Below are 21,675 nucleotides of genomic sequence, written 5' to 3'. Positions count from 1 at the left end.
GGCCGGATGCTGCTGCCAGGCAGGCAGTACGCGCGTGTACCGGACCGACCCCACCGTCGACCCGGCCCCGTGCAACGCCCTCACCCTCACGGCGGCCGGGCTCCTCGCACCGCGCACCGAGGTGGCCGGCAGCGGGCCAGGCGGGGCAGTCGGGACGGAGCGGTCGGTCGACATCGACGTGACCGCGCCAGCTGGCGGGACGTGCCCGCAGGCGTGGCAGGTCGGTGCTCGTCTCACTCCGGTGCACGGGCAGACCTCCGGCGTCGTGAGCCTTCAAGACGCCGCCTACGACACGTGGGTGCCGGTTACCGGGGCGCAGCTGACGCTGCCGGAGCCAGGCGTCTACGAACTGGTCGCCGACGTGCAGGGCGGTCTGATCATGGTGGGCAGTGTCTCCAACGCGATCCTCCAGGCCAGGCTCTTCGACGTCACCGCCAACGCCGCGGTCCCGCTCAGTACGCGGAGCATCTTCCTCTTCGCTGCTACGCCCGCCGACGGAGTCACACACACCCTCCACAGCAACGCCTCGGCAGCGGCGCTCTACCAGGTGGCGGGGCCCGCGACGATTCGAGTCGAGGCGCTGAAACGCGTCGACAGCGGAACCACGACCGCTGAGGCCGTCTGGGCCACCAACTTCCGTTTCAAGAAGGTGTCCGACTGATGACTGGCACCAGCGGAAGCCTCTCGCCCGCCTCGGCCCTGCCGGTCTACGGCCGTGTCTGGGCCACCGGGAATCTCGACCTGGTCGCCCCCGCCTCCGGGGCGTGGCTGCCGGTCCCCGGCTGCCAGATCACGCTTCCGGAGGCGGGCACGTACGAGGTGACCGCCGAGTCCGACGGCGCGATCAACCTGTTGGGGGTGTCTGGTCAGGGCGTCGTCATCAACATCCGGCTGTACGACGCCACAGCGGGGGCTGTCGTTCCGAACGGCGCACGGCTCCTGGTTGCCAACAGCAACGCCGCCAGCGCCGCGGCGATCGCCAACGGCGCGCACGCCACCCACGACTACGAGGTGGCGGTCACCGGCCCGACCACTCTGCGGATGGAGGCCCAGCGGGTCACCGGCGGCGGCGCCCCGATCAGCTACACCGGCGTTCTCGCCGTGGGCACGACGCTCGCCTTCAAGAAGCTCGGGACGCTGTGAGCGGCACGAGCGGTAGCTCCGGCATTCCCGGCCCGGCAGGTCCTGCGGGACCACGGGGCACTGACGGTGCCACCGGATCGGTCGGTCCGGCCGGTCCGCAGGGCGAGGCGGGCGCCGACGGGCCTGCCGGTCCCCAAGGGCCGGCCGGAGACCGTGCACCTGCGGGACCCCGCATCGAGCACCGCACGGCGGTCACCGGCGCCGCCGGGGATGCCGTCTTCACCTGGTCGCCGCCGTTCGCTGCCCCGCCGGTCGTTACCGCAACCGTCGAGGCCGGGGCTGGCTTCCGCTCCACCCGTCTCGCCGCGCACAGCGGGGCATCCACGACCGTTCACGTCGATGTGTCAGCCGGGGTCACGCTCCTCGGTATCGGCGTCCTGGCCTTCGGCGCCGCTGCTGCTGGCGTCACCGTGCACGTCCACGCCATCGAGGCCCCGTGAGGAAGGCACCACCCATGCGTGTCCTCGTGATCCTGCCGGTGTATGGGCAAGGCGCCCTCCCCACAGGGGCGTTCGTCACCAGTTACGAGTACGTGCGCGGGCTCGTGGCGGCCGGGCACGCGGTGGACGTGGTGACGACAATCAAGGAGCCCGGTGACGTCCGTGTCGAGGCCGGGGTGAGGGTGTGGCCGCTGCGGTACTGGCGGCGCGCCGTCCAGGCTTCACGGCCGGAGCTGCTGATCTCGCACCACGGGGACCGTAAAGCGCCGCGGATCGTGGCGCAGTCCGGGCGGGTGCCGCACCTGCTGATGGTGCACGGGATGGCAGACGACCGCGACCTCGGCCGCCCGTCCCTGGCATGGTTCCCGTCAGCCGCGTGCCGGGACCACTACCCGGCCTACCGGGGCAGGGCCCTGGTCCTCCCGCCCCCGATCGACCCCGGCCTGTACCGCACTGCCCCCGGCGGCATGGTCACCCTGAACGGGTCGACGGGCGCGAAGGGGGCCGACGTCCTGGCCGCGGTGGCCGCACGGATGCCGGACACCTCATTCCTGATGGTGCGGGCGACAGGGCACACCCCGGACGCGCTGCTCCCGGCGAACGTCGAACTGGTCAACCGCACCGACCCGCGGACCGTGTACGCCCAGACACGCGTGCTGCTGATGCCGTCCACGACCGAGTCCTACGGCCGTGCCGGCGTCGAGGCGATGCTGTCCGGCATCCCCGTCCTCGCCGCCCCGCTGCCCGGCATGCGTGAAGCCCTTGGAGACGCGGCCACGTACATCCCGCGCGAGGACACCGACCGCTGGGTCGACGAGCTCCACCGCCTGACGGACGCGGCGGTCTACGCAGAGGCATCGGCCAGGGCGCGGGCCCACACGGAACGACTCGACTACGGGGCCAACCTCGCCGAGTTCGAGACCGTGTGCCGCAGCCTCCGCACCCCGGGCTACCGTCCCTACCGAGCACGGCCAGCGGCGCGCCCCGTGCACCGGTAGACGGGACGGCCGGGCGCTACGCTGGGGGTGCCGCTGGTTCTGGGCCGGGCCCCTCAACACCCATGGTGGAGGTCCAGTGTCCGCCCCGCTCATCGCCAACGCGTCCACGTTCCGAGTCACCCGCGTCGACGGCTGTGGCCGCCCTGTCTGCGGCCCCGACAACGCCTACGTCACCGACTGCTTCGCTTCCCTCGCAATGAACGCCAACATCGAGGACGGCGAGGACATCACTTTCAAGGCCGCGAACGGCCGCCAGTGCGGCTACAAGAAGGGCTGCCCGACCCTCAACGGGTACGACATCGAACTCGTCTTCTACCAAGCGTCGCCGGAGCTCATTGAGCTCATGACCGGGTCGCCGGTCTTCTACGACTACGCAGGTCGCCCCATCGGCTGGGACGACTGCTCGATCGCGTGCCGCGCCGGGTTTGCGATGGAGCTGTGGGCGGACATCCTCGGTGAGGACGTCTGCCCGGAGGAGGACACCGGCGAGGGCGCCTGGCAGTACTTCCTGATGCCATGGGTCTCCAACGGCATCATCGGCGACCTCGAACTCGCCAACGAAGCCGTCAATTTCACACTCACCGGGTCCACCAGGTCGGGTGGCCGGTGGGGGGTCGGCCCGTACGACGTGATGGCCCAGGACGCGGCCGGCACACCCGGCCCGATGCTGACCCCGCTCGGCCCGACCTGCCACCGCAGGCCGTTCATCACCACCATCGCACCGCCGGAGCCGTCCACCGGGTACCTGCCGGTCGAGGGCGAACTCTGCGAGGTGTCCTAACCATGGGCGACGGGGAGCGGCCGGACATCGTCTACGTGGTGCGGCCGGGGAACCAGAACGAGCAGCTGCGCTATTCGCTGCGCACCCTGGCGAGCCTTCCGCACCGCCGGGTGTGGATCGCCGGTTACTGCCCGACATGGGTGGGGCCCGACGTCGGCCGTATCCCTGTCGCCCAGTCCGGAACGAAGTACGAGAACAGCACGGCGAACCTTCGGGCCGCTGCCGAACACCCCGAGGTCGCCGAGGAGTTCCTTTACCTGAACGATGACTTCTTCGTGATGCAGCCCGTCGACCGGATGCCGGTCCTTCACCGGGGCCCGGTCGGCCGGGTCGAGGCGTACTACGCCACGCGCGCGAACGGGAAGTACCTGCGCGGGCTGCGCGAGACCCGGGCCCTGCTCGCCGGCCTCGGCCACCCGGACCCGCTGTCCTACGAACTCCACGTACCCATGCCGATGACCAAGGCCGGGCTACTGGAGACCCTGGACACCGGTGCCCGTCTCGACGTCCTGCACAAGCGCACGCTGCACGGGGCGCTGCACCGGCTCGGCGGCCGGGAGATCACCGACCCGAAGATCCTCACCCGCGGCCCCGGCTTCCCCCGAGAGGCGCCGTTCCTGTCGACCATGCCCGACACGTTCACCCACGGCCAGGTCGGTGCCTTCATCCGTAGCCAGTTCCCGGAGCCGTGCCGGTACGAGGCGCAGGGGCGGCACTGATGGCAGTCGGAACGGTCTGCGATCCGTGGCCGGTTGAGCTGTGCTGTGACGTCCCGGAGGACACGCCTGAGGACCAGGTGCAGCGCTGGGCGCTGGTTGCCTCCCAGATCCTGTGGGCGCTCTCCGGGCGCAGGTGGGGGCCGTCCTGCCCCGTCACCGTCCGCCCCTGCCGCAAAGCGTGCCTCGACTCCAACCCGCTCTCGTTCCCTGCTGGTGTGCAGAGCACCGGGGGGTGGATTCCGTACCTTGGCGCGGATGGGCAGTGGCGCAACGCCAGCGTCTGCGGCTGCACCTCCTCGTGCTCGTGCGGAGAGTTGTGCGAAATCCGCCTGGACGGCCCGGTGTACGACATCCTGTCCGTCCAGGACGGCGAGGATGTCCTGGTCCCGGAGGCCTACCGGGTCGACTCCCCGAACATGCTGGTCCGTACCGACGGCGAATGCTGGGTGACGTGCCAGGACATGGCCGCTCCCTGCGGTACCCCGGGCACCCTCTGCGTCACGTACAGGACCGGCCTCCCCCTGGATGCTGCGGCGATTGCTGCGGTGTCAGAGCTGACGTGCCACCTCATGAAGGGCTGCACAGGCGGCAGCGGTTCGTGTGGGTGCAAGGCCAATCCGAACATCACCCGCATGACCAGGCAGGGCGTCCAGTGGGAGAAGCCTGACCCGACGCTCATCTACTCCGAAGGCCGAACCGGCCTCCCGCTCGCTGACGCCTGGCTGTTCGCGGTGAACCCGTACCGGCAGGCGAGCGCGTCCCGGGTGTACTCGCCGGACTTCCGGCGCCCCAGGGTGGTGCGGCAATGGCCCTGAGCCCTTTCGCCCTCCACGACCTCACTGAGGCCGTCCTCGGCTGTGTGTGCGCCGCACTCGACCAGACCGCCACCGCCATCCCCGAACAGCCAGGCTGTCCGTGCCGGGCCTGCGTCGTGCCGGGGACACCAGCATGGGACGAATGCGTTGACCCGTGCAGCGGCGACATGGCCGGCGGACAACTCACGGTGAACGTCGCCCGGATCTACCCGTCGACCCGGTTCCCCGAAGAGGACCAGGAGGTACGCGGGCTGCGCGGATGCACCCCGCCGCCCACGACTGCCGTCGAGCTGGTCGTCACGCTCCTGCGGTGCGCCCCGATGGTCACCGAGCAGGGCTGCCCGCCCACCTGCGAGGAACTGGCGGCCACGGCCCGAGTGACCCACCTCGACTCGGTCACCGTCTACAACAGCCTCATGTGCTGCCTGCCTCATACCGCCGGACGCCGCGGCCGGCGCTTCGTGATGGGCCAGCAGCGGATCATCGGCCCGCAGGGCGGATGCGTCGGTATCGAGCAGCGCGTCATTGTCGCCCTGCCAGGGTGCTCCCCGTGCCCGGAGGAGGTCTCACCATGAGTGTGGAAGTGCGTATCGACGCGACCCGGCTGGAACGAGCACTGCGCCGGCCGGGCGGGATCGGTGAACGCATCCTGCGGCGACGGGCCGCCCCGGTCGTTCGGCGCGCCGAGCAGCTGGCACCCGGAAGCATGGGGCGCGGGATCACCCTCAGCGTCCAGGGCACCGGCCGCGGCATGGCCGCGATCATCACCTCAACCCACCCGGCCAGCATCTACGTCATCAACGGGACCAGGCCGCACGTCATCCGGCCTCGCCGCGCCCGCGCACTGCGGTTCCAGGCCGGCGGGCGGACCGTGTACGCGGCCGTTGTTCACCATCCCGGAACGACTGCGAACAACTTCCTCGCTCGGGCTCTGCACGAGACCCTCTGAGAGGCCCGGTGAGCAGCCGATCGGCAGAGGACGGGCGCGGATACTCTGGTGGTGCTGCTGGTTTTGGGCCGGGCACTGCACGACTTATGGGAGCCCCTCATGGCCAGGAAGAGTTTCGCCCTCCGGACCGAGTCTCACGTCGCCGAGATCGGTGATGACATCGAGCTGGAGTTCCAGCCCGAGGTGATGGGCGACGAGTTCCTGGACGCCTACGAGGCGTTGCAGGATACGTACACCGAACTCGGCGTCGACCCGAGCAACGCGGCCGGCATGACGCCTGCCCAGCTGCGCACGACGACGGACGCTGTCCGGGCCTTCCTGGCCGGTCTGATGCTGCCGGAGTCGGCCGCCCAGTTCGACACGATGAGGCTGCCCCACCGGGTGATCGTCGCGCTGCTGGAGTGGACGATGGAGATCTACGGGGGCAACGGCGGCCAGCGCCCTCCTACGTCGTCCAACGGCTCTGCCGCAGCGTCGCCGCCTCGTGGGACTCGTGGGACGGCCAGCTCGCGCTCCAAGGGGTCGACCCCCGCACGTGGACGCTGACACGCCTGCTGAACGCAGCCGAGGCCGCGATGGACCAGGCCGCGGCCGACGACGCGGAGCGGCAGCGGAACCGGGCCAAGCTGTACGCCCCGCCACCAGGTGCTCGGCGACGGCCCGCTGAAAGACCGGCCGGGGCCGGGGCGGGGATGACGAGGGCGCAGGCGTCGGCGTTGACGGCGCAGATGGAGGCGGAGGACGCGAGGCTGAATGGCCGTCGCGGATAGGCTTGCATTGCTGCTGGTTCTGGGCCGAGCAACCACCACGAGGTCTCGTGAGGTTGCTCGATGGCCGACGACGTCGATGGCTCGGCACGCATCCGGATCACCCTGGACGACTCCGGTGTTGCCGCTGAAGCGCGCGCTCTCGGTGTACGGATCAAGGGCGCGATCGACCGAGGGATGCGCGGGGTCGGGCGTGACCTGGAACGGCAGCTGCGTGCGGTCCAGATCACCGTTACGCCGGACCTGCGCCGGTTCGATGCCCAGTTGCTGGCCGGCCTCCGGTCGCTGGACAGCATCAGCGTCCCCGTCTCGCCGGACCTGACCGGGTTCGTGGAGCGACTGCGGGCAGCGCTTGCGGGCGAGGAACTGTCTGTACGGGTCGTCCCTGACCTGAGCACCTTTGACGCCCGGCTGCGGGGGCACAACATGCCCACGCTGAACGTCCCCGTCAATCCGGACGTCAACAACTTCACGCGGGCCCTGCGAGGGCTGACGTCCCTGGCGGGCGGTGCGGGGTCCGTCCTGGCCAGTGCGTTGCAGTTCGGGGCGATCGGTGGCGCGGCGTTGGCCGCGGCTGCCGGGATCTCCTCGTTTGTTGCCTCGCTCGCGCCGGCGATCGGGATCGTTGCCGCGCTGCCCGCAGTGATCGGCGGCGTCGTTGTTGCGACCTCGGCCCTGAAGCTGGCTTTGTCCGGGGTGGGTGACGCGTTCGGAGCGGCCCTGGGCGACGACGCCAAGAAGTTCGAGGAGGCCCTGGAAAACCTGTCGCCCGCAGCTCAGGCCGCTGCCCGCGAGCTGCGGGCACTGAAGCCCGGGTTCGACTCGCTGAAGTCGACGGTGCAAGACGCCTTTTTCAAACCGTTGGCCAGCCAGATCACCGGCGTCGCGCAGGCCCTGAGCGGCCCCCTCAGGTCCGGACTGGCCGCTGTTGCGGGGAACTTCGGCCTCGCCGCCCAGCGGGTCGGGAACTTCCTCCAGAGCGCCACTGGTATCAAGTCCATCCAGGGCATCCTCCAAGGGACCACTCAGGCCACCAGCGGGCTGGCTGCTGCGATCGGACCTGTGGTCTCCGGGCTCACCCAGGTTGCCGGTGCGGTGTCCAAGGCGTTCGGGGCCCAGACCGGCAACGCGATTGTCTCCCTCGGGGCGCGGTTCGGGGGTTTCCTTCAGCAGGCGGCGCAGGGCGGGCAGGCCGTTGCATGGGTACAGGGCGCCCTTGGAGTTTTCCGGCAGTTGGGCGCCGTTGTCGCCCAGGTCGGCGGCATCCTCGGGGACGTCTTCGGCGCCTTGTCGGCCGGAGGTGGTGGTTCGCTTGGTGCGTTGACTCAGGTATTGACCACTGCCCGGTCCCTGATTCAGCCGCTTCTGCCGCTTATTACTCAGCTCGCCCAGCTTTTTTCGGGTGTTTTGTCTGGCGCTTTGTCGACTGCGGCGGCTGCGATTGGGCCTGTAGTCAGCGCGGTTTCCAGTACCTTGATGCCGCTCATTCCTGAATTGAGTAGCGCATTTCAAGGGCTTTTCGCCGCGCTTGGGCCCGCCGCTGCTCAGATCGGTAGCGCCTTGGGTAGCGCATTTTCTTCAATTCTGCCTATTCTTACTGGTTCGGTTGTGCCTGCATTTACTCAACTCGTGGCTGCCGCAGCCCCGTTGGTGTCGATGCTTGTCGAGAGCTTGGGTCCAGCGGTCGTCCAGTTGGCTGGCCTTTTCAGCGCTGTGCTTGGTTCCGCCGTCCAAGCCGTTGTCCCGCTGCTCGGTCCCGTCGTCGAAATTGTGTCCGGCCTCCTGTCTGCGCTCACGCCCCTGATTCCCGCAGTCACGCAGGTCGCAGCCGCACTTGGGGGGAGCGGAGGTCTCGGGGGTGTCGCCCAGGGGCTAGCCCCGCTTCTGACGTCGGTCGGTGCTGCGGCCACGACACTCGTCGCCGCCTTGGTGCCGCTCGTCAGTCAGGTACTGGTCGCGCTCCTGCCGATTTTGCCGCCGATCGTTGACGCCCTTAATGCCCTAGTTGCTGCACTTGTTCCGCTTTTGCCGCCAATTGCTGAGCTGGTCGCCTCCTTGGCCCCGATCGTGTCCCTCCTGATCAGCATTGCCGCACCAATCCTCGAAATCGCGGCTGGTTTCGCCTCGTGGCTGATTATCAAAACTGTCGTTCCAATCGTTTCGCTCGTCGTGTCCGCACTGACCGGCCTTGCCGGTGCCCTGACCTCGGTGGTCAATTTCATCGTCAATTTGCCATCGCAGATCGTCGGTGCCTTGTCGTCCCTTGGGTCCACGCTTTCCGGATTTTTCACCGGGCTGTGGAATAGCATTACGATCGGAATTCAGACCGGCCTTACCGCCGTGATCGGTTTCTTCACCGGCCTGCCAGGAATGATTATGACTGCGCTTTCTGCGCTCCCCGGTCTCCTCGTCGAATTGTTCACGTCGGCTGTGGCTGCGCTGGGAATTGCGCTGCTCACTGCCGTGGCCTCGGTCGTGTTCGTCTTCACCGAGCTGCCAGGGAAAATCGCGTCAGCGCTCACCTCGCTGGGCGCGACGATCCTGAACGTGTTCGTGTCGGCGTTCAATGCGGCGACCAGTGCCATCAGCGGATTTGCCGTGTCGGCGGTGGCGTATTTCATGGCGTTGCCGGGCCGGATCGGTTCTGCCCTGGCAGCCCTGCCCGGTCGGGTGGTCGCGATGTTCCAATCCGCTGGGACGTCCGCCCTGGCCGCAGCGCGGTCTGCGGGTGTGTCCATCGTGACGTTCTTCGCCGCGCTGCCGGGCCGGATCGGCTCTGCCCTGTCCTCGCTGGGGTCAAAGATTGTCGGGGCGTTCCGCAGCGCGCTGGGATCGGCCAGGAGTGCCGTGAGCTCTTTGATCTCCAGCATCGTGGGGATGTTCTCCGGCCTGGGCGGCAAGATCGTCGCCACGATTGGCGACATCGGCGGCCAGATCATGGGGAAGATCAAGGGCGGCCTGCCGTCCTCCGTGCGGGGGCTGCTGCCGTTCGCGGACGGCGGGATCGTCACCCGGGCCACGCCAGCACTCGTCGGGGAAGCCGGACCTGAGGTAATCATCCCGTTGACCCGGCCTGCTCGTGCCCGGCAACTGGCGGAACAGTCCGGACTTGCGGACTTCCTCGCTGCCACAAGCGCCAAGGAGCCGCAGGCGAGTGCCGCGCGGCCGGGGGCGACCATCACGAATCACTGGACGATCCACGAGGCGGGCGATGCCCACATGACAGCCCGACGCGTACTCAACCGCATGACTCTCGCGGCGGGGGTGGTCTGATGTTCGCCGACTTCATGAACCTGGGCGGGGTCGAACTCTTCAACTCGGCCCGGCTGGACGCGTATCTGGCGAGTGTCGGGCATCCGCTCGATTCCGTGGGGGCGTGCGGGTGCCCGACGTTCACCGCCGAGCACGTCGGGGATGAGCCGTACACCAGCCCGTGGGAGGACGAGGCACCGTGGTGGGACGAGGACGTCCCAGAGTCCGCCGACTTCGCCGGCTTGCTCGTCTTGGACGTCGAGGGCATGGACGACCACCCGGTCACGCGGTCCGTGACGGGGGCAGTCACCGGCGGTGCCGCGCTCGGCGCGCCGCGCGTCCAGCCCCGCACGATCACCGTGACCGGGGTGCTCCTGGGCGCTACGTGCTGCGGAGTCGCGTACGGGCTGCGGTGGCTGTCCCAAGCCCTGTCCGGGTGCGGTGACGGGTGCGGCGGGGACTGCCTCACCGTGTACAACTGCTGCCCACCCGAAACCGAAGACGTCGACGAGTTCGTGAAGCGGCACCGCCGGACGCTGCGCCGTGTCGCTCTGGTCGATGGGCCGCGCGTCATCGCACGGAACGGCAACGGCTGTACGGGCAGCGGGATGTGCCAGTCCGGTGCGGATGTCCTCACAGTCGAGTTCGTCCTCACCGCCGGGACGCCGTGGCTGTGGACCGACCCTGTGCCCGTGCTCGACGTCCCGGCTCCGACTGATGACGGGACCGAGTGCATTACCTGGTGCATCCACCGCGGCCCGGAAGGACCGCCGGACCCGGTGTGCATCGAGCCGTCCGATACGGCCTGTGCGACCCCGGGCGCAGTGACGGCCGAACTCACCGACGCGGCGTGCGAGGTGGCCTGGCCGGCGCTGGAGCCCGTACGCGACCCGTGCGACGCGACATGCCGCCTGGCCGCGTGCCCGGACCCGGAAGACCTGTGCGGTAACCCGTCCTGCAGGACTCCCACACCGCCGGTCCTTCCGCCGCCGGAGACCTGTTTCCGGCACGCCTTGGCCGTCAACACCGAGACGTACGAACTCGACTTGAGCAGCTGGCCGCGGTGGTTCGGTGCCGTGCCGATCATCGAGGTCAGCGCGGGGAGCCGTGACATGCGACGCGTCACGATCACCCTGTATGAGCGGACGGCGGAGCACGAGGGGCTGTCGTGCGACGAGGTGGTAGAGCTGGAGCGCTGTAACCCTCACAGCACGTACGAGATCGCTTTCGTGGCAGCGGGCGGTGTCATGACGCTGGACGGGCAGGTCGGCCGCGCGACCGTCGAATGTCTCGGCCGGTGCGAGAGCGCCACGGACGCGTACGGGCGCGACGGCGGCCCTCTTGCCTTCCCGCTGCTGACGTGTGACCGGTACTGCGTAGAAGTCTCGGCTGACGCGATTTTCACCCCGGCCCCGGATGCGACGGTGACGGTGTCGCTGTCCGGCCGAGAGTACTGAGGAGGAGAGTATGGCTGGTTGCGTGTCACACACAGCGCAGATCACCGACCGCGACGGTGCAGTGGTCGCGGGGACCGACATCCTGCTGTCCGTGGAGTGGTCCCGCGCCCTGGACGACCTGTCCGAGGCGAAGGTAGTCGTGGCGCCGGATGCGGAATGCTGCGCCGCGCTGTCCCGCGTCCGGACGTGGCGGCACAAGCTCGCGATCTACCGGGGTACCGCGCCGGTGTGGGAGGGGCCGATCACCGGCGTGGAGTGGACGGTCGACGGGGCCGAGATCAGCGCCGTTGACATCCTGGGCTGGCTGGACCGCCGCACCCCGCACACCACCCAGGAGTTCGTGGATCACGAACTCGCCGAGGTCGCGCAGTGGCTGATCGATGACGGGTTCGAGCCGGACGACCCTGGGCACATGGTCACGATCGTGGCCCCGTCCCGTATCCGCGGCCGCCGCTCCTACCAGGTCGACGTGGGGCAGACCGGAGACCACCTCCGGGACCTTGCCGCGACCGGGCTCGACCTCACCGCGCTCGGGTCACGGATCCTGATCCTGCCTGAGGATCACTCCGCGCGCGTCGCCTCACTGTCCGACGCGGACTTCGCCGACGAGCTGGTGGTCGTCGAGGACGGGCTGGCGCTCGCCACCCGGTGGGTGGTGCATGGCAAGGACGACGTGAAGGGCGTGGCCGGCGGCGTCCACCCGTACTACGGGCTGATCGAGCGAGTGGTGGAGGAGACGTCGATCCTGGACGACGCCTCGGCCGAGGCCGCAGCCCGCTCCCGACTCGCCGCGAGCTGTCCCGCCCCCGTGTTCCTCGACTCCCAGGAAGCGACGCTGTCCCCGGACGCGAGCGTGGACATACCGGCCCTCGTACCTGGCTGGTGTGTGGACGTCACCACCACCCAGACCTGCCGGACGATCTCCCAGGCCATGAAGATCGCCACGGTCAAAGTCAAAGAGGACGGCGGCTCAGAGACCATCTCGCTCCAGCTCACGCCGGCCGGGGTGGGCTGATGGCGCTGCGAGGATCGGCCGCCAGGCGGTCACCCGACAACCCCCTCGGCGGGGTACTCCGCGACCTGGACCGGCGTACCCGGTCGATTGAGCATCAGCCCAAGTCCAGCCCCGAGCCCGGCCCGAGGGGCGAGACCGGCCCGCAGGGACCACAGGGAGATCCGGGCCCACCCGGTCCGGCCCCGGCCGCGACGGTCGCTGTCACCGACCGAAACGGGCGCGCCACCTGGACGTTCGACACCCTGTTGCCGGTGCCCCCTGTCATCGGCGCCATTGCGGTCGACCCCGGGCATGGCGAGCGCGGGCCGCTCACCGTCACCGTGGAAGAGGTCACGAAGGCATCTGTCGTGGTGCGGGTGTGGCGTACCCGGCCAGTCCTCAGCCTTGGCCTACTGCCCACCGTCCCCGCCGCTGGCGTTGATGTCCACCTCACGGCAACCGTGCGCGCCGGGGCGCCTGATGGTGAGACGAGCGAGGGTTAGTCTCGATGGAGTCGCTGGTTGTGGGCCGGACTCGTCATTGCAACCCCCTTGGGAGGGGTCATGGCTGCTGCGGTCTGTGCATGTGGTGAGTACTTCAACGTGGATGACACCGGCGAACTCTGCTTGAACCCGGGCACGATGGGTCTCCGTAAGGTCGTTCAGTTCGCATCTCCCGGCACGTACAAGTTCACGAAGGCCGATTACCCCTGGCTGGCCCGCGTACGAGTCAAGGTCCAGGCCGGTGGCGGTGGTTCGGCCGGCGCTGACGCTGACCCGAAGCAGCTGATTTCCCGGCCTGGTGGGTCGGGTGGGGGCTACTCGGAGTCGGTGATCGAGGTCGGCGCTCTCGCGGGTGTGGAGTCGGTTGTCGTAGGTGCGGGTGGCGCAGGCGGGAGCGGTAACAACGCCGGTAGCACGGGCGGTGCGTCCAGCTTCGGGGGCACGGTGACCGCTAACGGTGGGAACGGTGGCGGGGACGGCATGACCTCCGGCACGTCGAACACGACGTCGAACGGCACCAGCGCGCCGACGGGCGGAACGGGGCAGATCAACATGGGTGGCGGGCCTGGTGAGGGCGCTATCCGGATGGGGATGCGTGGCCTGTCCGGGCGTGGTGGGGACTCCCACCTCGGGTTTGGCGGGTACGGCCGGTCCACGTCCGGGCCGGGGGGTACGTCCCGCGGACGTGGTGGCGGCGCTGGCGGCGCGTTCTCGTCGGACGGAGCGAAGTACGACGGGGCCGCCGGGGGGAACGGGATCGTGATTGTGGAATTGTTCGGTTAGTTCGCTTTACGGGTAGTCGCTACCCAGTTGTCGCTGCGCTGTTTATCGGGTTTGCCGAGGGCTGCGGCTACGCTTGTGGTGCCGCTGGTTCTGGGCCGGGCCATCTCTGACTTTGGAGTGGTCCAGTGGCCCGATGCGGGTGTGGCACAGACCGGTGCTCGTGCGTGATCGTCGCGGGCGACGGCATCCAAGTCGACGGCGCAGGCAGCCCGTCGAATCCCGTCGTGATCACGGCGAAGCCGGCCCCGCTCGTCGTCGCCGATAGCAGCTGCATTGCCCTGGGCGGCCAGGGCACCACTGCGGCCCCGCTCAAGGCGTCGCCGCGCCTGGACCCGAGCCCGACGAACCTCCTGGCGTGCGGACCGGGCGGGCTCCTCGTCGCCGGGGGTACGGGCGGGACGGTGGCGACCGGGTGCGGGCTGACGGGCGACGGGTCGACCGGCAGTCCGGTATCGGTGGCGGTGAAGGACTGGCCTCACTCGTGCACCGTCGATACCGCGGCTGGCGGTGTCTACTGCGACGGGGCCGGAGTGCTGCGCTCGGAGCCCAGGACCCGGGTTACGCGCGCGGCGACGTCGGGGGATCAGGCGTATTCCGCCACTCCGGTTCCGGCCGGTAGAGACGTGGTGATTGCGACGCAGTCGCTCGTCATGACGAACTCGGACACATGCCGCCAGGCCATCGCCCAGGTGGTCGTGAGTATCGATGTCGATTTCACGCTCCCTGCGAATTCGTCTGCTGTCGCTGGAATTGGAAGCGACGACATGCAGGCATTCGTGAATCGCGGCAGTTCCACAGCCACAGCTGTGCATACGCAGGTGAGTAAAACCGTGCAGCGGAGTATCCCGGCCGGAGGAACCCTGACCGAGCCGCTGGCCATCACGATGGGCCGCGGTACGGGCGGGGCCACATACACCCGAATTCAGTGGGCGATCCAGGCCCTCATCATCAGCGTCTAGGAAGAGCTGAATCATGGACGAAACGTATTTCTACCGGCACGCTGACGGATCGTATTCCACGGTCACGGTCAGCGGGATCGAGCACTCGCCCGCGCCTCCCGAGGACGCGGTGGAGATCACCGAGGCCGAGTACAACGAGGGCGTCGCAGCGATCGAGGCGGCGAACGCGCAGCAGGTGGCCGAGCAGGAAGCGGCTGCGCAGGAGCGCGCCCGCCAGGACTACGAGGCCCTGATCGCGGCCGGTATCCCGGCGGAGACCGCAGCCCGCATGTCCGGGTACACCCCGCCCCACCCGACTGTGGGTGGCACGCAGAAGAAGGGACGCTGACGTGTTTACCGCCGACGACCTGACGCACCGGTTCACCTACCACGCTCCCGTGACTCGCGAGCGCGCCGCAGCTCACGCCACGATGCGTGGAGCATGCGCGGGGCTCGCCGCGACGATCGTGGACATGTGCCCCGACGGGCGGGAACAGGCTCTCGCGATCACCAAGCTCGAAGAGGTCATGTTCTGGGCCAACGCAGCGATCGCCCGAACCCGGACGACGGAGGACGGCTGATGGCGGCCCCGCTGAGCGCCGACCGGCTGCTCCAGGCGCTCCGCGCCGAGGGCGTCCACGTCGTGGAGGTCGGTAACTGGCGCGCGCACAACCGGAACTCGAAGGGGCCGTGGGGTCCGGTCAACGGGTCGATCGTGCACCACACGGTCACGAAGGGCACCGCATCCACGGTCGCCATGGTCCGTGACGGATACACAGCGCTGCCGGGCCCTCTGTGCCACGGGATGATCGCGAAGGACGGCCGGGTGCACATGGTCGGCTGGGGCCGGACCAACCACGCCGGCGGTGGCGACCCGCGTGTGCTGGAGCAGGTCATCGCCGAGTCCTACGGCACCCGCCCGACCCCGCCCACGAAGGGCAACGCGAACGGAACCGACGGCAACGCGCGCTTCTACGGCTGGGAGTGCGAGAACCTCGGCGACGGCAAGGACCCCTGGCCCAGGGCGCAGTACCAGGCGATTGTCCGCGTCCAGGCCGCGCTGTGCCGGGCGCACGGCTGGTCGGCGAAGTCCGTGATCGGCCACCGCGAGTGGAGCGCCGACAAGGTCGATCCGCGCGGCATCGACATGCCCGAGCTCCGCGCAGATGTGGCCGAGCGGCTGAAGCACCCCGCGAGCTGGAACCCGAACGAGGAGGACCCCATGGCAGGGATCACCAAGAAGGACATCTTCGACGCCGTATGGAAGACGGACGCGATCGGCGGTCCGGCGGACGCTGCGGACCACAAGACGAACCCGACCTGGCAGGCGCAGTCGATCCTGAAGGACGTGCAGGCCCGCATCCGAAACATGGACAGGCGGATGGCCGCCCAGACCGCCGCGATCACCGCGCTCGCCGGTCAGGTCGGCACGGGCGCCGACACGCAGACCGTCGTCACCGCGGTCGAGACCGCGATCAAGCGGGCCGTCATCGACGACAACACCGTGGAGTCCTGATGGCTGCGCCGATGTTCACTGCCGCGTTCTGGGTTGCTACTGGCGAGCGCTCTGTGCGTACTGCTGCGCAGGCCTTCATCGCGGCGGCCGGCCTCGACGCTGTGGGTGTCCTCGATGTCGACTGGGGTCAGAGTCTCTCGCTTGCCGGAAGTGCTGCGCTCCTGGCGGTGCTGACCGCGATCAGCGCGTCCGGCGCCGGGGGCGGCCCGGGGCTCACCGAGACCGTCAGGGATCGCAGGTGACTCCGGCAAGCAGCGGTGGCGACCGTGTCGCGGTTGAACTCGCGGAGATGCGCGGGGAGATCAGGACGGGGTTCGCCGAGCTGAATGGGCGGCTGGACTTGGCGCTCCAACGGACGGCGACGGTCGAGTCAGACATCGACGCGCTGCAGGCCCGGGTTGCCGCTCTGGAACGTGGCCGGTGGCCGCTGCCTACGATCGGCGTCCTTGCGGGGGTGGGTGGCGCGGCGACTGGCATGCTCGCGCTCCTACGCTGAACCACGGCGCCCCCTGCCTGGCCTCGGCCCGTACAGGGGGCGGTTTCGCGAGTCCAGGGGTCAGCTGTCGTCCTCGGCCGGGTGCCGGACGACCCGCTTCAGCTCACGCTCGACCTCGTACCGGGACTGCCCAGTTGCCTCGGCGTGGGCGGTGATCGCCGCCTGTACCCGGGCCGCGGTCTCCACCGTCAGCACGTTGTTCTGCTGCTCGGCCCAGGCCGCGCGTTCCAGCTCGATTAGCTCATCAGTCAGTTCGATTGCCACTGCCGGATACTACTGGCTGATTCCGGCCACCTCTCGGTGCCACACACCCGGGTGCCGCCCGTAGGCTCGCCGGGTGATTCAGACGATTGTGTTCGACATCGGTGAGACCCTCGTCCGCGACGACCGGTACTGGGCGTCCTGGGCCGACTGGCTGGGCGTCCCTAGACACACCCTGTCTGCGCTCGTCGGCGCCGTCACCGCCCAGGGCCTCGACAACGCCGAGGCCCTCCGCCTCCTTCGCCCCGGCATTGATGTCCCGGCCGAGTACGCCGCACGCGAGGCCGCCGGCCACGGTGAGCACCTCGACGAGACCGACCTGTACGACGACGTGCGCCCCGCGCTCAGCGCGTTGCAGGAGCTCGGCCTCCGGGTCGTTGTCGCGGGGAACCAGACGGTGAAGGCCGGTCAGCTGTTGCGGGCGCTGGATTTGCCGGTGGACTTCATCGCCACTTCCGGGGAGTGGGGCTGCGCCAAGCCGAGCCCCGAGTTCTTCGCCCGGGTTCTCGACGCCTCCGGGGCCCTTGCGTGGGACACCCTCTACGTCGGCGACCATCCCATGAACGATGTCTTCCCGGCCGCCCAGGCCGGTCTTCGCACGGCACATCTTCGACGTGGGCCGTGGGGGCATCTGTGGGCGAACGACCCGCAGGTACAGGAGACCGCGGACTGGGTGATCGGTTCTCTCATGGACTTGGCCACGATCACCGACGAGTAGGCAGTACACGCGATTCCGTACCCGCACAGTGACAGTGCGGGTACGGTCTGGTCATGTCCGCCGACTCCCCACACGAGGTCGGTGAGCGGGTCGCCGCACGTCGCCGCGCACGTCGCCTCACTCAGACCGGTCTCGCCACCGCTTCGCACGTCTCCTACGCCACCGTCCGGGCCGTCGAGCGTGGTGCGCGGCGACCCAGCGACGATGTGCTCGAAGCGATCGCAGCCACCCTTGAGGTGGACGCCACGCAGCTACGCACGGGGTACGTCGGCACCGAGCGCCGCGTCCACCGGGCCCTCCCGGAACTGTCCGCAGTAATCGCTGGGTACGAGTTCCCGCAGGGGCCTCCGACGCGGACACCGGACGGACTCGCGGAGGCCATCGACACCGCGGTGGCCTGGCGGCTCGCTGCCCAGTACGGCCGGATCGCAGATGCGATCCCAAGCATCCTCGGCGACGCCATCCGGTACGTCCACGCCGCGCGCAGCACCGATCATCGGGCAGCTGCCAGAATGCTGGCAGCTGCCGCCCGAACCGCCGACGCGATCGCGTTCAAGTACGGGGAGCGCGACCTGTCCGCCAGGCTAATCGACTTAATGCGCTGGGCAGCTGACCGCTCAGGGGATCCGCTGGTCCAGGCCGCCACGGCGTACGTACGGACCGAGGTCTTCTTCGCGGCTCGGGCCCATGCTGTGGGACTTGCCGCACTGGAGCAGGCGATCGAGGCCGCTCCCGCGCCATCGTCCCGCTCTGAAGCGGCTGCCCGCGGCGCCCTCCACATGCGTGCCGCCGTGATTGCTGGGCGAGGCGGGAACGTGGGGGGCGCCGATATCCACCTGACGCACGCCCGGCAGCTTGGCGACCAAGTCGCGCGCGAGGGTGTCTACCTGGGCACCACGTTCGGCCCGGACTCGGTCCGGATCCACGAAGTTTCCGTCGCTGTCAGCCTCGGCCGCGACCATGTCGACCGTGCCCTGCGCGTGGCCACCGAGTGGAAGCCGCCAACTGGTCTGCCGGCCGAGCGCCGCTCCGGCTTCTATATCGAGCTGGCCCGCGCGCAGGACTGGGCGGGCCTTCAGGCGGACGCGTTCGAGAGCCTCAAGGTGGCCCGCGCGGCGGCCCCGCAGCACACTCGTGAGCACCCGTGGGCTCGTGAAGTCGCTGGTAGTTTGCGGCGATTCCACCGCGCCGATGCTGAGGGTTTGTCGCACTTCGCGCATTGGATCGGCGCTGTCTGAAGGACTGCTACAGGGAGTAGCAGTTGCAGCTCTTCCCAGGGGCCACGCTCTACCTGTCCGCATCACACAGGTAGAGGAGGACTCCATGACTACCCCTGTGCTCGTCGAGGGACGGGTGAGTATTGCTCGCCTCCACGGCGCAGCCTGCTGGCACTGCGGCGCCGTGACCCGGAAGCTCGTCCCAGACGGGGTCGTTGTCTTGCCGGGCCAGACTCGGCGCTGGCCGATCGTCTCCTGTGGCTGCACGCCTACCACCGCCCATGGAGCCGACCGTGCCGGATGAGTTCACCATGCCTGATCCTGTGTCGCTGTCCAACGCTCAGCAGCGCGGTGCGACGTGCATCTGGTGTGGCGTCACCCTGGCCGCTGGCGCTGCACATGACCTCGGGCCGCGGCCGGTCGACGCGCACGGAAGTGCGGCCCGTTGGTTCCCCCGCTGCTGCCAGACCTGTTGGAAAGGCCGCCAGTGATCACCCTGACGAAACCAGCGCCCGGCGATGCGGAGTACCGCACGCTCCTCGGCCATACCTATGTGTGCGCGGCCTGCCGCTGCTCGCCGTGCCCCACCGCGGTCCAGCTCACCCGCGCCTGGCGGGAGGCGCGCCGATGATGTGTGACCGCTGCGACCAGCCCATGACCTCTGAGGAGTCGAAGGCGTACGAGGTGGCCGGTGCGACCGGCCCCGGCATCACGATCCACGTGCACGAGCAACCGTGCGCGCTGCCCGCCTGCGCACAGCCGCGAACGTATCCGGCCTGCCGCTCGTGAGCCCTGAAGAGCACGAGGCGGCATGGGATACGCACCTGGCCCGGATGGAGGCCGCGTGGGGCTCCCCGGTCAGCGCCCTCTGCGTCGCCGCCGAACGATTCGACGACCCGTCGCTGCATCACGAGTGCCGAAAGGCCGGCTGCGCCTGTTCCTGCCACACCCCCTGACTCCCGCCCGCGGCTGTGACATCGCGCCGACCAGCCGCGGGCGGGATCCCGCCCATACCCGAGGCCGGCGGCGGCCGGGGTCCGGGCGGCCCCTACTCGCGTACGAGGTCGGCGAGCGGTACGCCGATCGCGTCGGCGATGAGGAACAGCGAGTCGAGCAGTGGGGAGGAGTGTCCCTGTTCGATGCGGTTGTACGTGGCCCGGTCCATGCCAGCGCGCTCGGCAACGACTTGCTGGGTAAGCCTGGCGGCCAGCCGGGCGGCGCGTATCCGGTCCCCTGCTGCTCGGCGGCGTGCGAGTACGTGGTCAGGGGGTGGGGCGGAGCGTGGCACTCCACCACGCTCGGACGCTACTGATCGAATGTATGTAGGGCAAAACCTACATTGTGTCACTATGAGGAATACGGCCCTCCGGTATCGCCCCCCAGGCAGCCCGGAGGGACAAGCAGCGCCTCGCCGCAGGGCGAGGCGCTGCTATTTCCACTCGATCCGCACAGAGTCCGGATCCCAGTACCCACCGCCCGGCTGACGCCCCTTCCGCGAGGGGAGAATCGTCACGGCTACCAGATGCGCCACCACCGCCCGCCGCCGGGACAGGTCCAGGCGGTTCCACGCCGCGTCAGGGTCCTCTACGCCTACCAGGCACGCCACAGGATTCACCGCTACCGCCCGGGACATCACGCTCTCCGCGGCTGCAAGTCGGACGCGCGCCGCCTCGGCCGCCACCTGGTAGGACCGCATATCCAAGGCGCCGGACCCGAGAGCGGAAGCCAGCTCATCAAGGGTGGCCCGCGCCTGCCGCATGCCGGTCTGCGCCTCACGGACATCGACAGGGTTCTCCCGTGCGGCCAGGAGGTCGGCGGCGTCGGGCTGGCTGAGCCGGTCAAGGATGGCCAACTGCACCATGTCGTCCACAAGGTCACGGCGGCGGGACAGATGCTTCTTGTCCCGGCACGTGTACGCCCCCCAGTAGCGCGTGTCCGAGCCCGGGTTGCGGGAGTTTGAGGTGGCTGCGCGCATCGTCGTTCCGTCGGCGCAGATCCCGCATAGATACAGGCCGCTCCCCAGGTACTTGCGCTCGTTGCCCGGGGTAATTCGCCGCGCTGGGTCGGTGAGCACGGCGCAGACGCTTCGCCACGTGGGTTCGTCGAGCGGCGCAGACCATAGTGCGGGGCCGACTTCTTCGCCGCGGTGCTGCACGATGCCAGCATTTCGAGGGCGCAGGAGCATGCCGCGTAGCTCGGGGCCTTCCCACTTCCCGCCTGTGCTCGTCAAGATGCCACGGGCCACCCATCCGGCAGCAAGGGATCGCAGAGAGGCGCCGGCAAGGATTGCCTGGGCAGCTTCGCGGATGCAGTCGAATTCCCACTCGATGGGCGTCATGCCGTCCTTTTCCCACCCGAAGGGGCGACGGCCGCCGAAGTGCTGACCTTTGGCGGCCATTTCGTCGCGCTTTCGGCGCTGCCGCTCGACCATGCGCTCCACCTCGTACCTCGCCTGGACGCCGAGCTGCCGCGCAATCATGCGACCGGTGGCGGTGGTGAGGTCGAGGTGTCCGGCCTTCACTGTCCGCGTCTCGACATGAAGGGGTTCGCAGACGTCGATGTACTCCTCCAGCTCGGCCGGGGAGCGGTGGAGGCGGTCCGTGTGCCAGGCCAGGATGGCGCCTGCGCGCCCGTCTCGCAGGTCTTGAAGCATGCGCCGGTAGTCGGGGCGCGGTTTGCCGCTGTAGGCGCTCAGATCGTTGTCCTCGTACACCTCGACAACTTCGAGACCGAGTTGCGCGGCGAGCGCTTCGCAGTCCTCGCGTTGTCGGGCTACGCCGAGGCCGGCGCCTTCGCGGTCGCGGCTGATGCGGCAGTAGATGACGGCGCACTGACGGCCACCCGCTGCGGTGTCGATGGCGCTACGAAGAATGGGGCTCATGGCCCCAGCCTGGCAGTTTAAGTAGGTCTTTCGCAGAGGTTTGCTAG

26 protein-coding genes are annotated in these 21,675 nt (G+C 69.1%); 23 read left to right on the top strand and 3 right to left on the bottom strand.

The features are described 5' to 3' along the window. Positions 1–34: 34 nt before the first annotated feature. The 19 genes from ACFVT1_RS36305 to ACFVT1_RS36215 all read left to right on the top strand — a co-directional run bounded on the left by ACFVT1_RS36305 (position 35) and on the right by ACFVT1_RS36215 (position 16,551). Complete coding sequence (locus ACFVT1_RS36305) at positions 35–661, top strand: hypothetical protein (RefSeq protein WP_389803762.1); 627 nt, start codon at positions 35–37, stop codon at positions 659–661. After that, on the top strand, positions 661–1,143 hold the full coding sequence (locus ACFVT1_RS36300; RefSeq protein ID WP_389803759.1) for a hypothetical protein: 483 nt from the start codon (positions 661–663) through the stop codon (positions 1,141–1,143). The genes ACFVT1_RS36305 and ACFVT1_RS36300 overlap by 1 nt, the downstream gene beginning before the upstream one ends. Further along, a complete protein-coding gene (locus ACFVT1_RS36295; protein WP_389803756.1) occupies positions 1,140–1,583 on the top strand; it encodes a hypothetical protein in 444 nt (147 codons plus the stop codon). Before ACFVT1_RS36300 ends, ACFVT1_RS36295 begins: the two co-directional genes overlap by 4 nt. 14 nt (positions 1,584–1,597) lie before the next feature. Next, entirely contained in the window at positions 1,598–2,581 is a 984-nt protein-coding gene (locus tag ACFVT1_RS36290; RefSeq protein ID WP_389803754.1) for a glycosyltransferase family 4 protein, read from the top strand. Between the two features lie 76 nt (positions 2,582–2,657). After that, positions 2,658–3,362: a hypothetical protein gene (locus ACFVT1_RS36285; RefSeq protein ID WP_389803751.1), complete on the top strand. Its 705-nt coding sequence runs from the start codon at positions 2,658–2,660 to the stop codon at positions 3,360–3,362. Between the two features lie 2 nt (positions 3,363–3,364). After that, the gene (locus ACFVT1_RS36280; RefSeq protein ID WP_389803748.1) at positions 3,365–4,081 is read left to right on the top strand and encodes a hypothetical protein; all 717 of its coding nucleotides are present in this window, start codon (positions 3,365–3,367) and stop codon (positions 4,079–4,081) included. Then, complete coding sequence (locus ACFVT1_RS36275; RefSeq protein WP_389803745.1) at positions 4,081–4,896, top strand: hypothetical protein; 816 nt, start codon at positions 4,081–4,083, stop codon at positions 4,894–4,896. The genes ACFVT1_RS36280 and ACFVT1_RS36275 overlap by 1 nt, the downstream gene beginning before the upstream one ends. Next, the gene (locus ACFVT1_RS36270; RefSeq protein ID WP_389803744.1) at positions 4,887–5,471 is read left to right on the top strand and encodes a hypothetical protein; all 585 of its coding nucleotides are present in this window, start codon (positions 4,887–4,889) and stop codon (positions 5,469–5,471) included. Before ACFVT1_RS36275 ends, ACFVT1_RS36270 begins: the two co-directional genes overlap by 10 nt. Then, positions 5,468–5,845: a hypothetical protein gene (locus ACFVT1_RS36265; protein WP_389803741.1), complete on the top strand. Its 378-nt coding sequence runs from the start codon at positions 5,468–5,470 to the stop codon at positions 5,843–5,845. Before ACFVT1_RS36270 ends, ACFVT1_RS36265 begins: the two co-directional genes overlap by 4 nt. 99 nt (positions 5,846–5,944) lie before the next feature. Further along, the gene (locus ACFVT1_RS36260) at positions 5,945–6,391 is read left to right on the top strand and encodes a hypothetical protein (RefSeq protein WP_389803739.1); all 447 of its coding nucleotides are present in this window, start codon (positions 5,945–5,947) and stop codon (positions 6,389–6,391) included. 284 nt (positions 6,392–6,675) lie between these two features. Then, complete coding sequence (locus ACFVT1_RS36255; RefSeq protein WP_389803737.1) at positions 6,676–9,885, top strand: hypothetical protein; 3,210 nt, start codon at positions 6,676–6,678, stop codon at positions 9,883–9,885. Then, on the top strand, positions 9,885–11,321 hold the full coding sequence (locus tag ACFVT1_RS36250; protein ID WP_389803734.1) for a hypothetical protein: 1,437 nt from the start codon (positions 9,885–9,887) through the stop codon (positions 11,319–11,321). Before ACFVT1_RS36255 ends, ACFVT1_RS36250 begins: the two co-directional genes overlap by 1 nt. Positions 11,322–11,343: 22 nt before the next feature. After that, positions 11,344–12,336, top strand: a complete 993-nt coding sequence (locus ACFVT1_RS36245; RefSeq protein WP_389803731.1) for a hypothetical protein — start codon at positions 11,344–11,346, stop codon at positions 12,334–12,336. A 1,429-nt stretch (positions 12,337–13,765) separates the two neighbouring features. Continuing rightward, the gene (locus ACFVT1_RS36240) at positions 13,766–14,560 is read left to right on the top strand and encodes a hypothetical protein (protein WP_389803728.1); all 795 of its coding nucleotides are present in this window, start codon (positions 13,766–13,768) and stop codon (positions 14,558–14,560) included. Between the two features lie 13 nt (positions 14,561–14,573). Next, the gene (locus ACFVT1_RS36235; protein WP_389803725.1) at positions 14,574–14,888 is read left to right on the top strand and encodes a hypothetical protein; all 315 of its coding nucleotides are present in this window, start codon (positions 14,574–14,576) and stop codon (positions 14,886–14,888) included. Between the two features lies 1 nt (position 14,889). After that, positions 14,890–15,120, top strand: a complete 231-nt coding sequence (locus ACFVT1_RS36230) for a hypothetical protein (RefSeq protein ID WP_389803722.1) — start codon at positions 14,890–14,892, stop codon at positions 15,118–15,120. Then, a complete protein-coding gene (locus ACFVT1_RS36225) occupies positions 15,120–16,055 on the top strand; it encodes an N-acetylmuramoyl-L-alanine amidase (protein WP_389803719.1) in 936 nt (311 codons plus the stop codon). Before ACFVT1_RS36230 ends, ACFVT1_RS36225 begins: the two co-directional genes overlap by 1 nt. After that, on the top strand, positions 16,055–16,297 hold the full coding sequence (locus ACFVT1_RS36220; RefSeq protein WP_389803716.1) for a holin: 243 nt from the start codon (positions 16,055–16,057) through the stop codon (positions 16,295–16,297). Before ACFVT1_RS36225 ends, ACFVT1_RS36220 begins: the two co-directional genes overlap by 1 nt. After that, positions 16,294–16,551 carry a hypothetical protein gene (locus ACFVT1_RS36215; protein ID WP_389803713.1) on the top strand — a complete coding sequence of 86 codons (258 nt, stop codon included), beginning with the start codon at positions 16,294–16,296 and terminating at the stop codon, positions 16,549–16,551. The genes ACFVT1_RS36220 and ACFVT1_RS36215 overlap by 4 nt, the downstream gene beginning before the upstream one ends. 60 nt (positions 16,552–16,611) lie before the next feature. Here the strand turns inward: ACFVT1_RS36215 and ACFVT1_RS36210 are convergent, their stop codons facing one another. Beyond that, positions 16,612–16,815, bottom strand: coding sequence for a hypothetical protein (locus tag ACFVT1_RS36210; protein WP_389803711.1), 204 nt, complete (start codon positions 16,813–16,815; stop codon positions 16,612–16,614). Positions 16,816–16,891: 76 nt separating this feature from the next. Here ACFVT1_RS36210 and ACFVT1_RS36205 point away from each other — a divergent pair, with 76 nt between their 5' ends. The 4 genes from ACFVT1_RS36205 (at position 16,892) to ACFVT1_RS36190 (ending at position 19,703) form a co-directional block, all read left to right on the top strand. Continuing rightward, positions 16,892–17,530, top strand: a complete 639-nt coding sequence (locus ACFVT1_RS36205) for an HAD family hydrolase (RefSeq protein ID WP_389803950.1) — start codon at positions 16,892–16,894, stop codon at positions 17,528–17,530. Between the two features lie 53 nt (positions 17,531–17,583). Further along, on the top strand, positions 17,584–18,768 hold the full coding sequence (locus tag ACFVT1_RS36200; protein ID WP_389803709.1) for a helix-turn-helix domain-containing protein: 1,185 nt from the start codon (positions 17,584–17,586) through the stop codon (positions 18,766–18,768). 633 nt (positions 18,769–19,401) lie between these two features. Continuing rightward, positions 19,402–19,536, top strand: a complete 135-nt coding sequence (locus ACFVT1_RS36195; RefSeq protein ID WP_389803707.1) for a hypothetical protein — start codon at positions 19,402–19,404, stop codon at positions 19,534–19,536. Continuing rightward, positions 19,533–19,703, top strand: a complete 171-nt coding sequence (locus tag ACFVT1_RS36190; protein WP_389803704.1) for a hypothetical protein — start codon at positions 19,533–19,535, stop codon at positions 19,701–19,703. Before ACFVT1_RS36195 ends, ACFVT1_RS36190 begins: the two co-directional genes overlap by 4 nt. A 92-nt stretch (positions 19,704–19,795) precedes the next feature. Here the strand turns inward: ACFVT1_RS36190 and ACFVT1_RS36185 are convergent, their stop codons facing one another. Together ACFVT1_RS36185 and ACFVT1_RS36180 are read right to left on the bottom strand one after the other, a co-directional pair. Beyond that, positions 19,796–20,035 carry a helix-turn-helix domain-containing protein gene (locus tag ACFVT1_RS36185; RefSeq protein ID WP_389803701.1) on the bottom strand — a complete coding sequence of 80 codons (240 nt, stop codon included), beginning with the start codon at positions 20,033–20,035 and terminating at the stop codon, positions 19,796–19,798. Positions 20,036–20,176: 141 nt separating this feature from the next. Continuing rightward, on the bottom strand, positions 20,177–21,628 hold the full coding sequence (locus ACFVT1_RS36180) for a recombinase family protein (protein ID WP_389803698.1): 1,452 nt from the start codon (positions 21,626–21,628) through the stop codon (positions 20,177–20,179). Positions 21,629–21,675 lie beyond the last annotated feature (47 nt).

Origin of the sequence: Streptomyces sp. NPDC057963 (assembly GCF_042887155.1) — a bacterium.
In the GTDB taxonomy this organism is placed as follows: Bacteria; Actinomycetota; Actinomycetes; order Streptomycetales; family Streptomycetaceae; genus Streptomyces.
The sequence above is the reverse complement of the archived record's forward strand: the minus strand, read 5'-3'. Positions and strand labels throughout refer to the sequence as shown.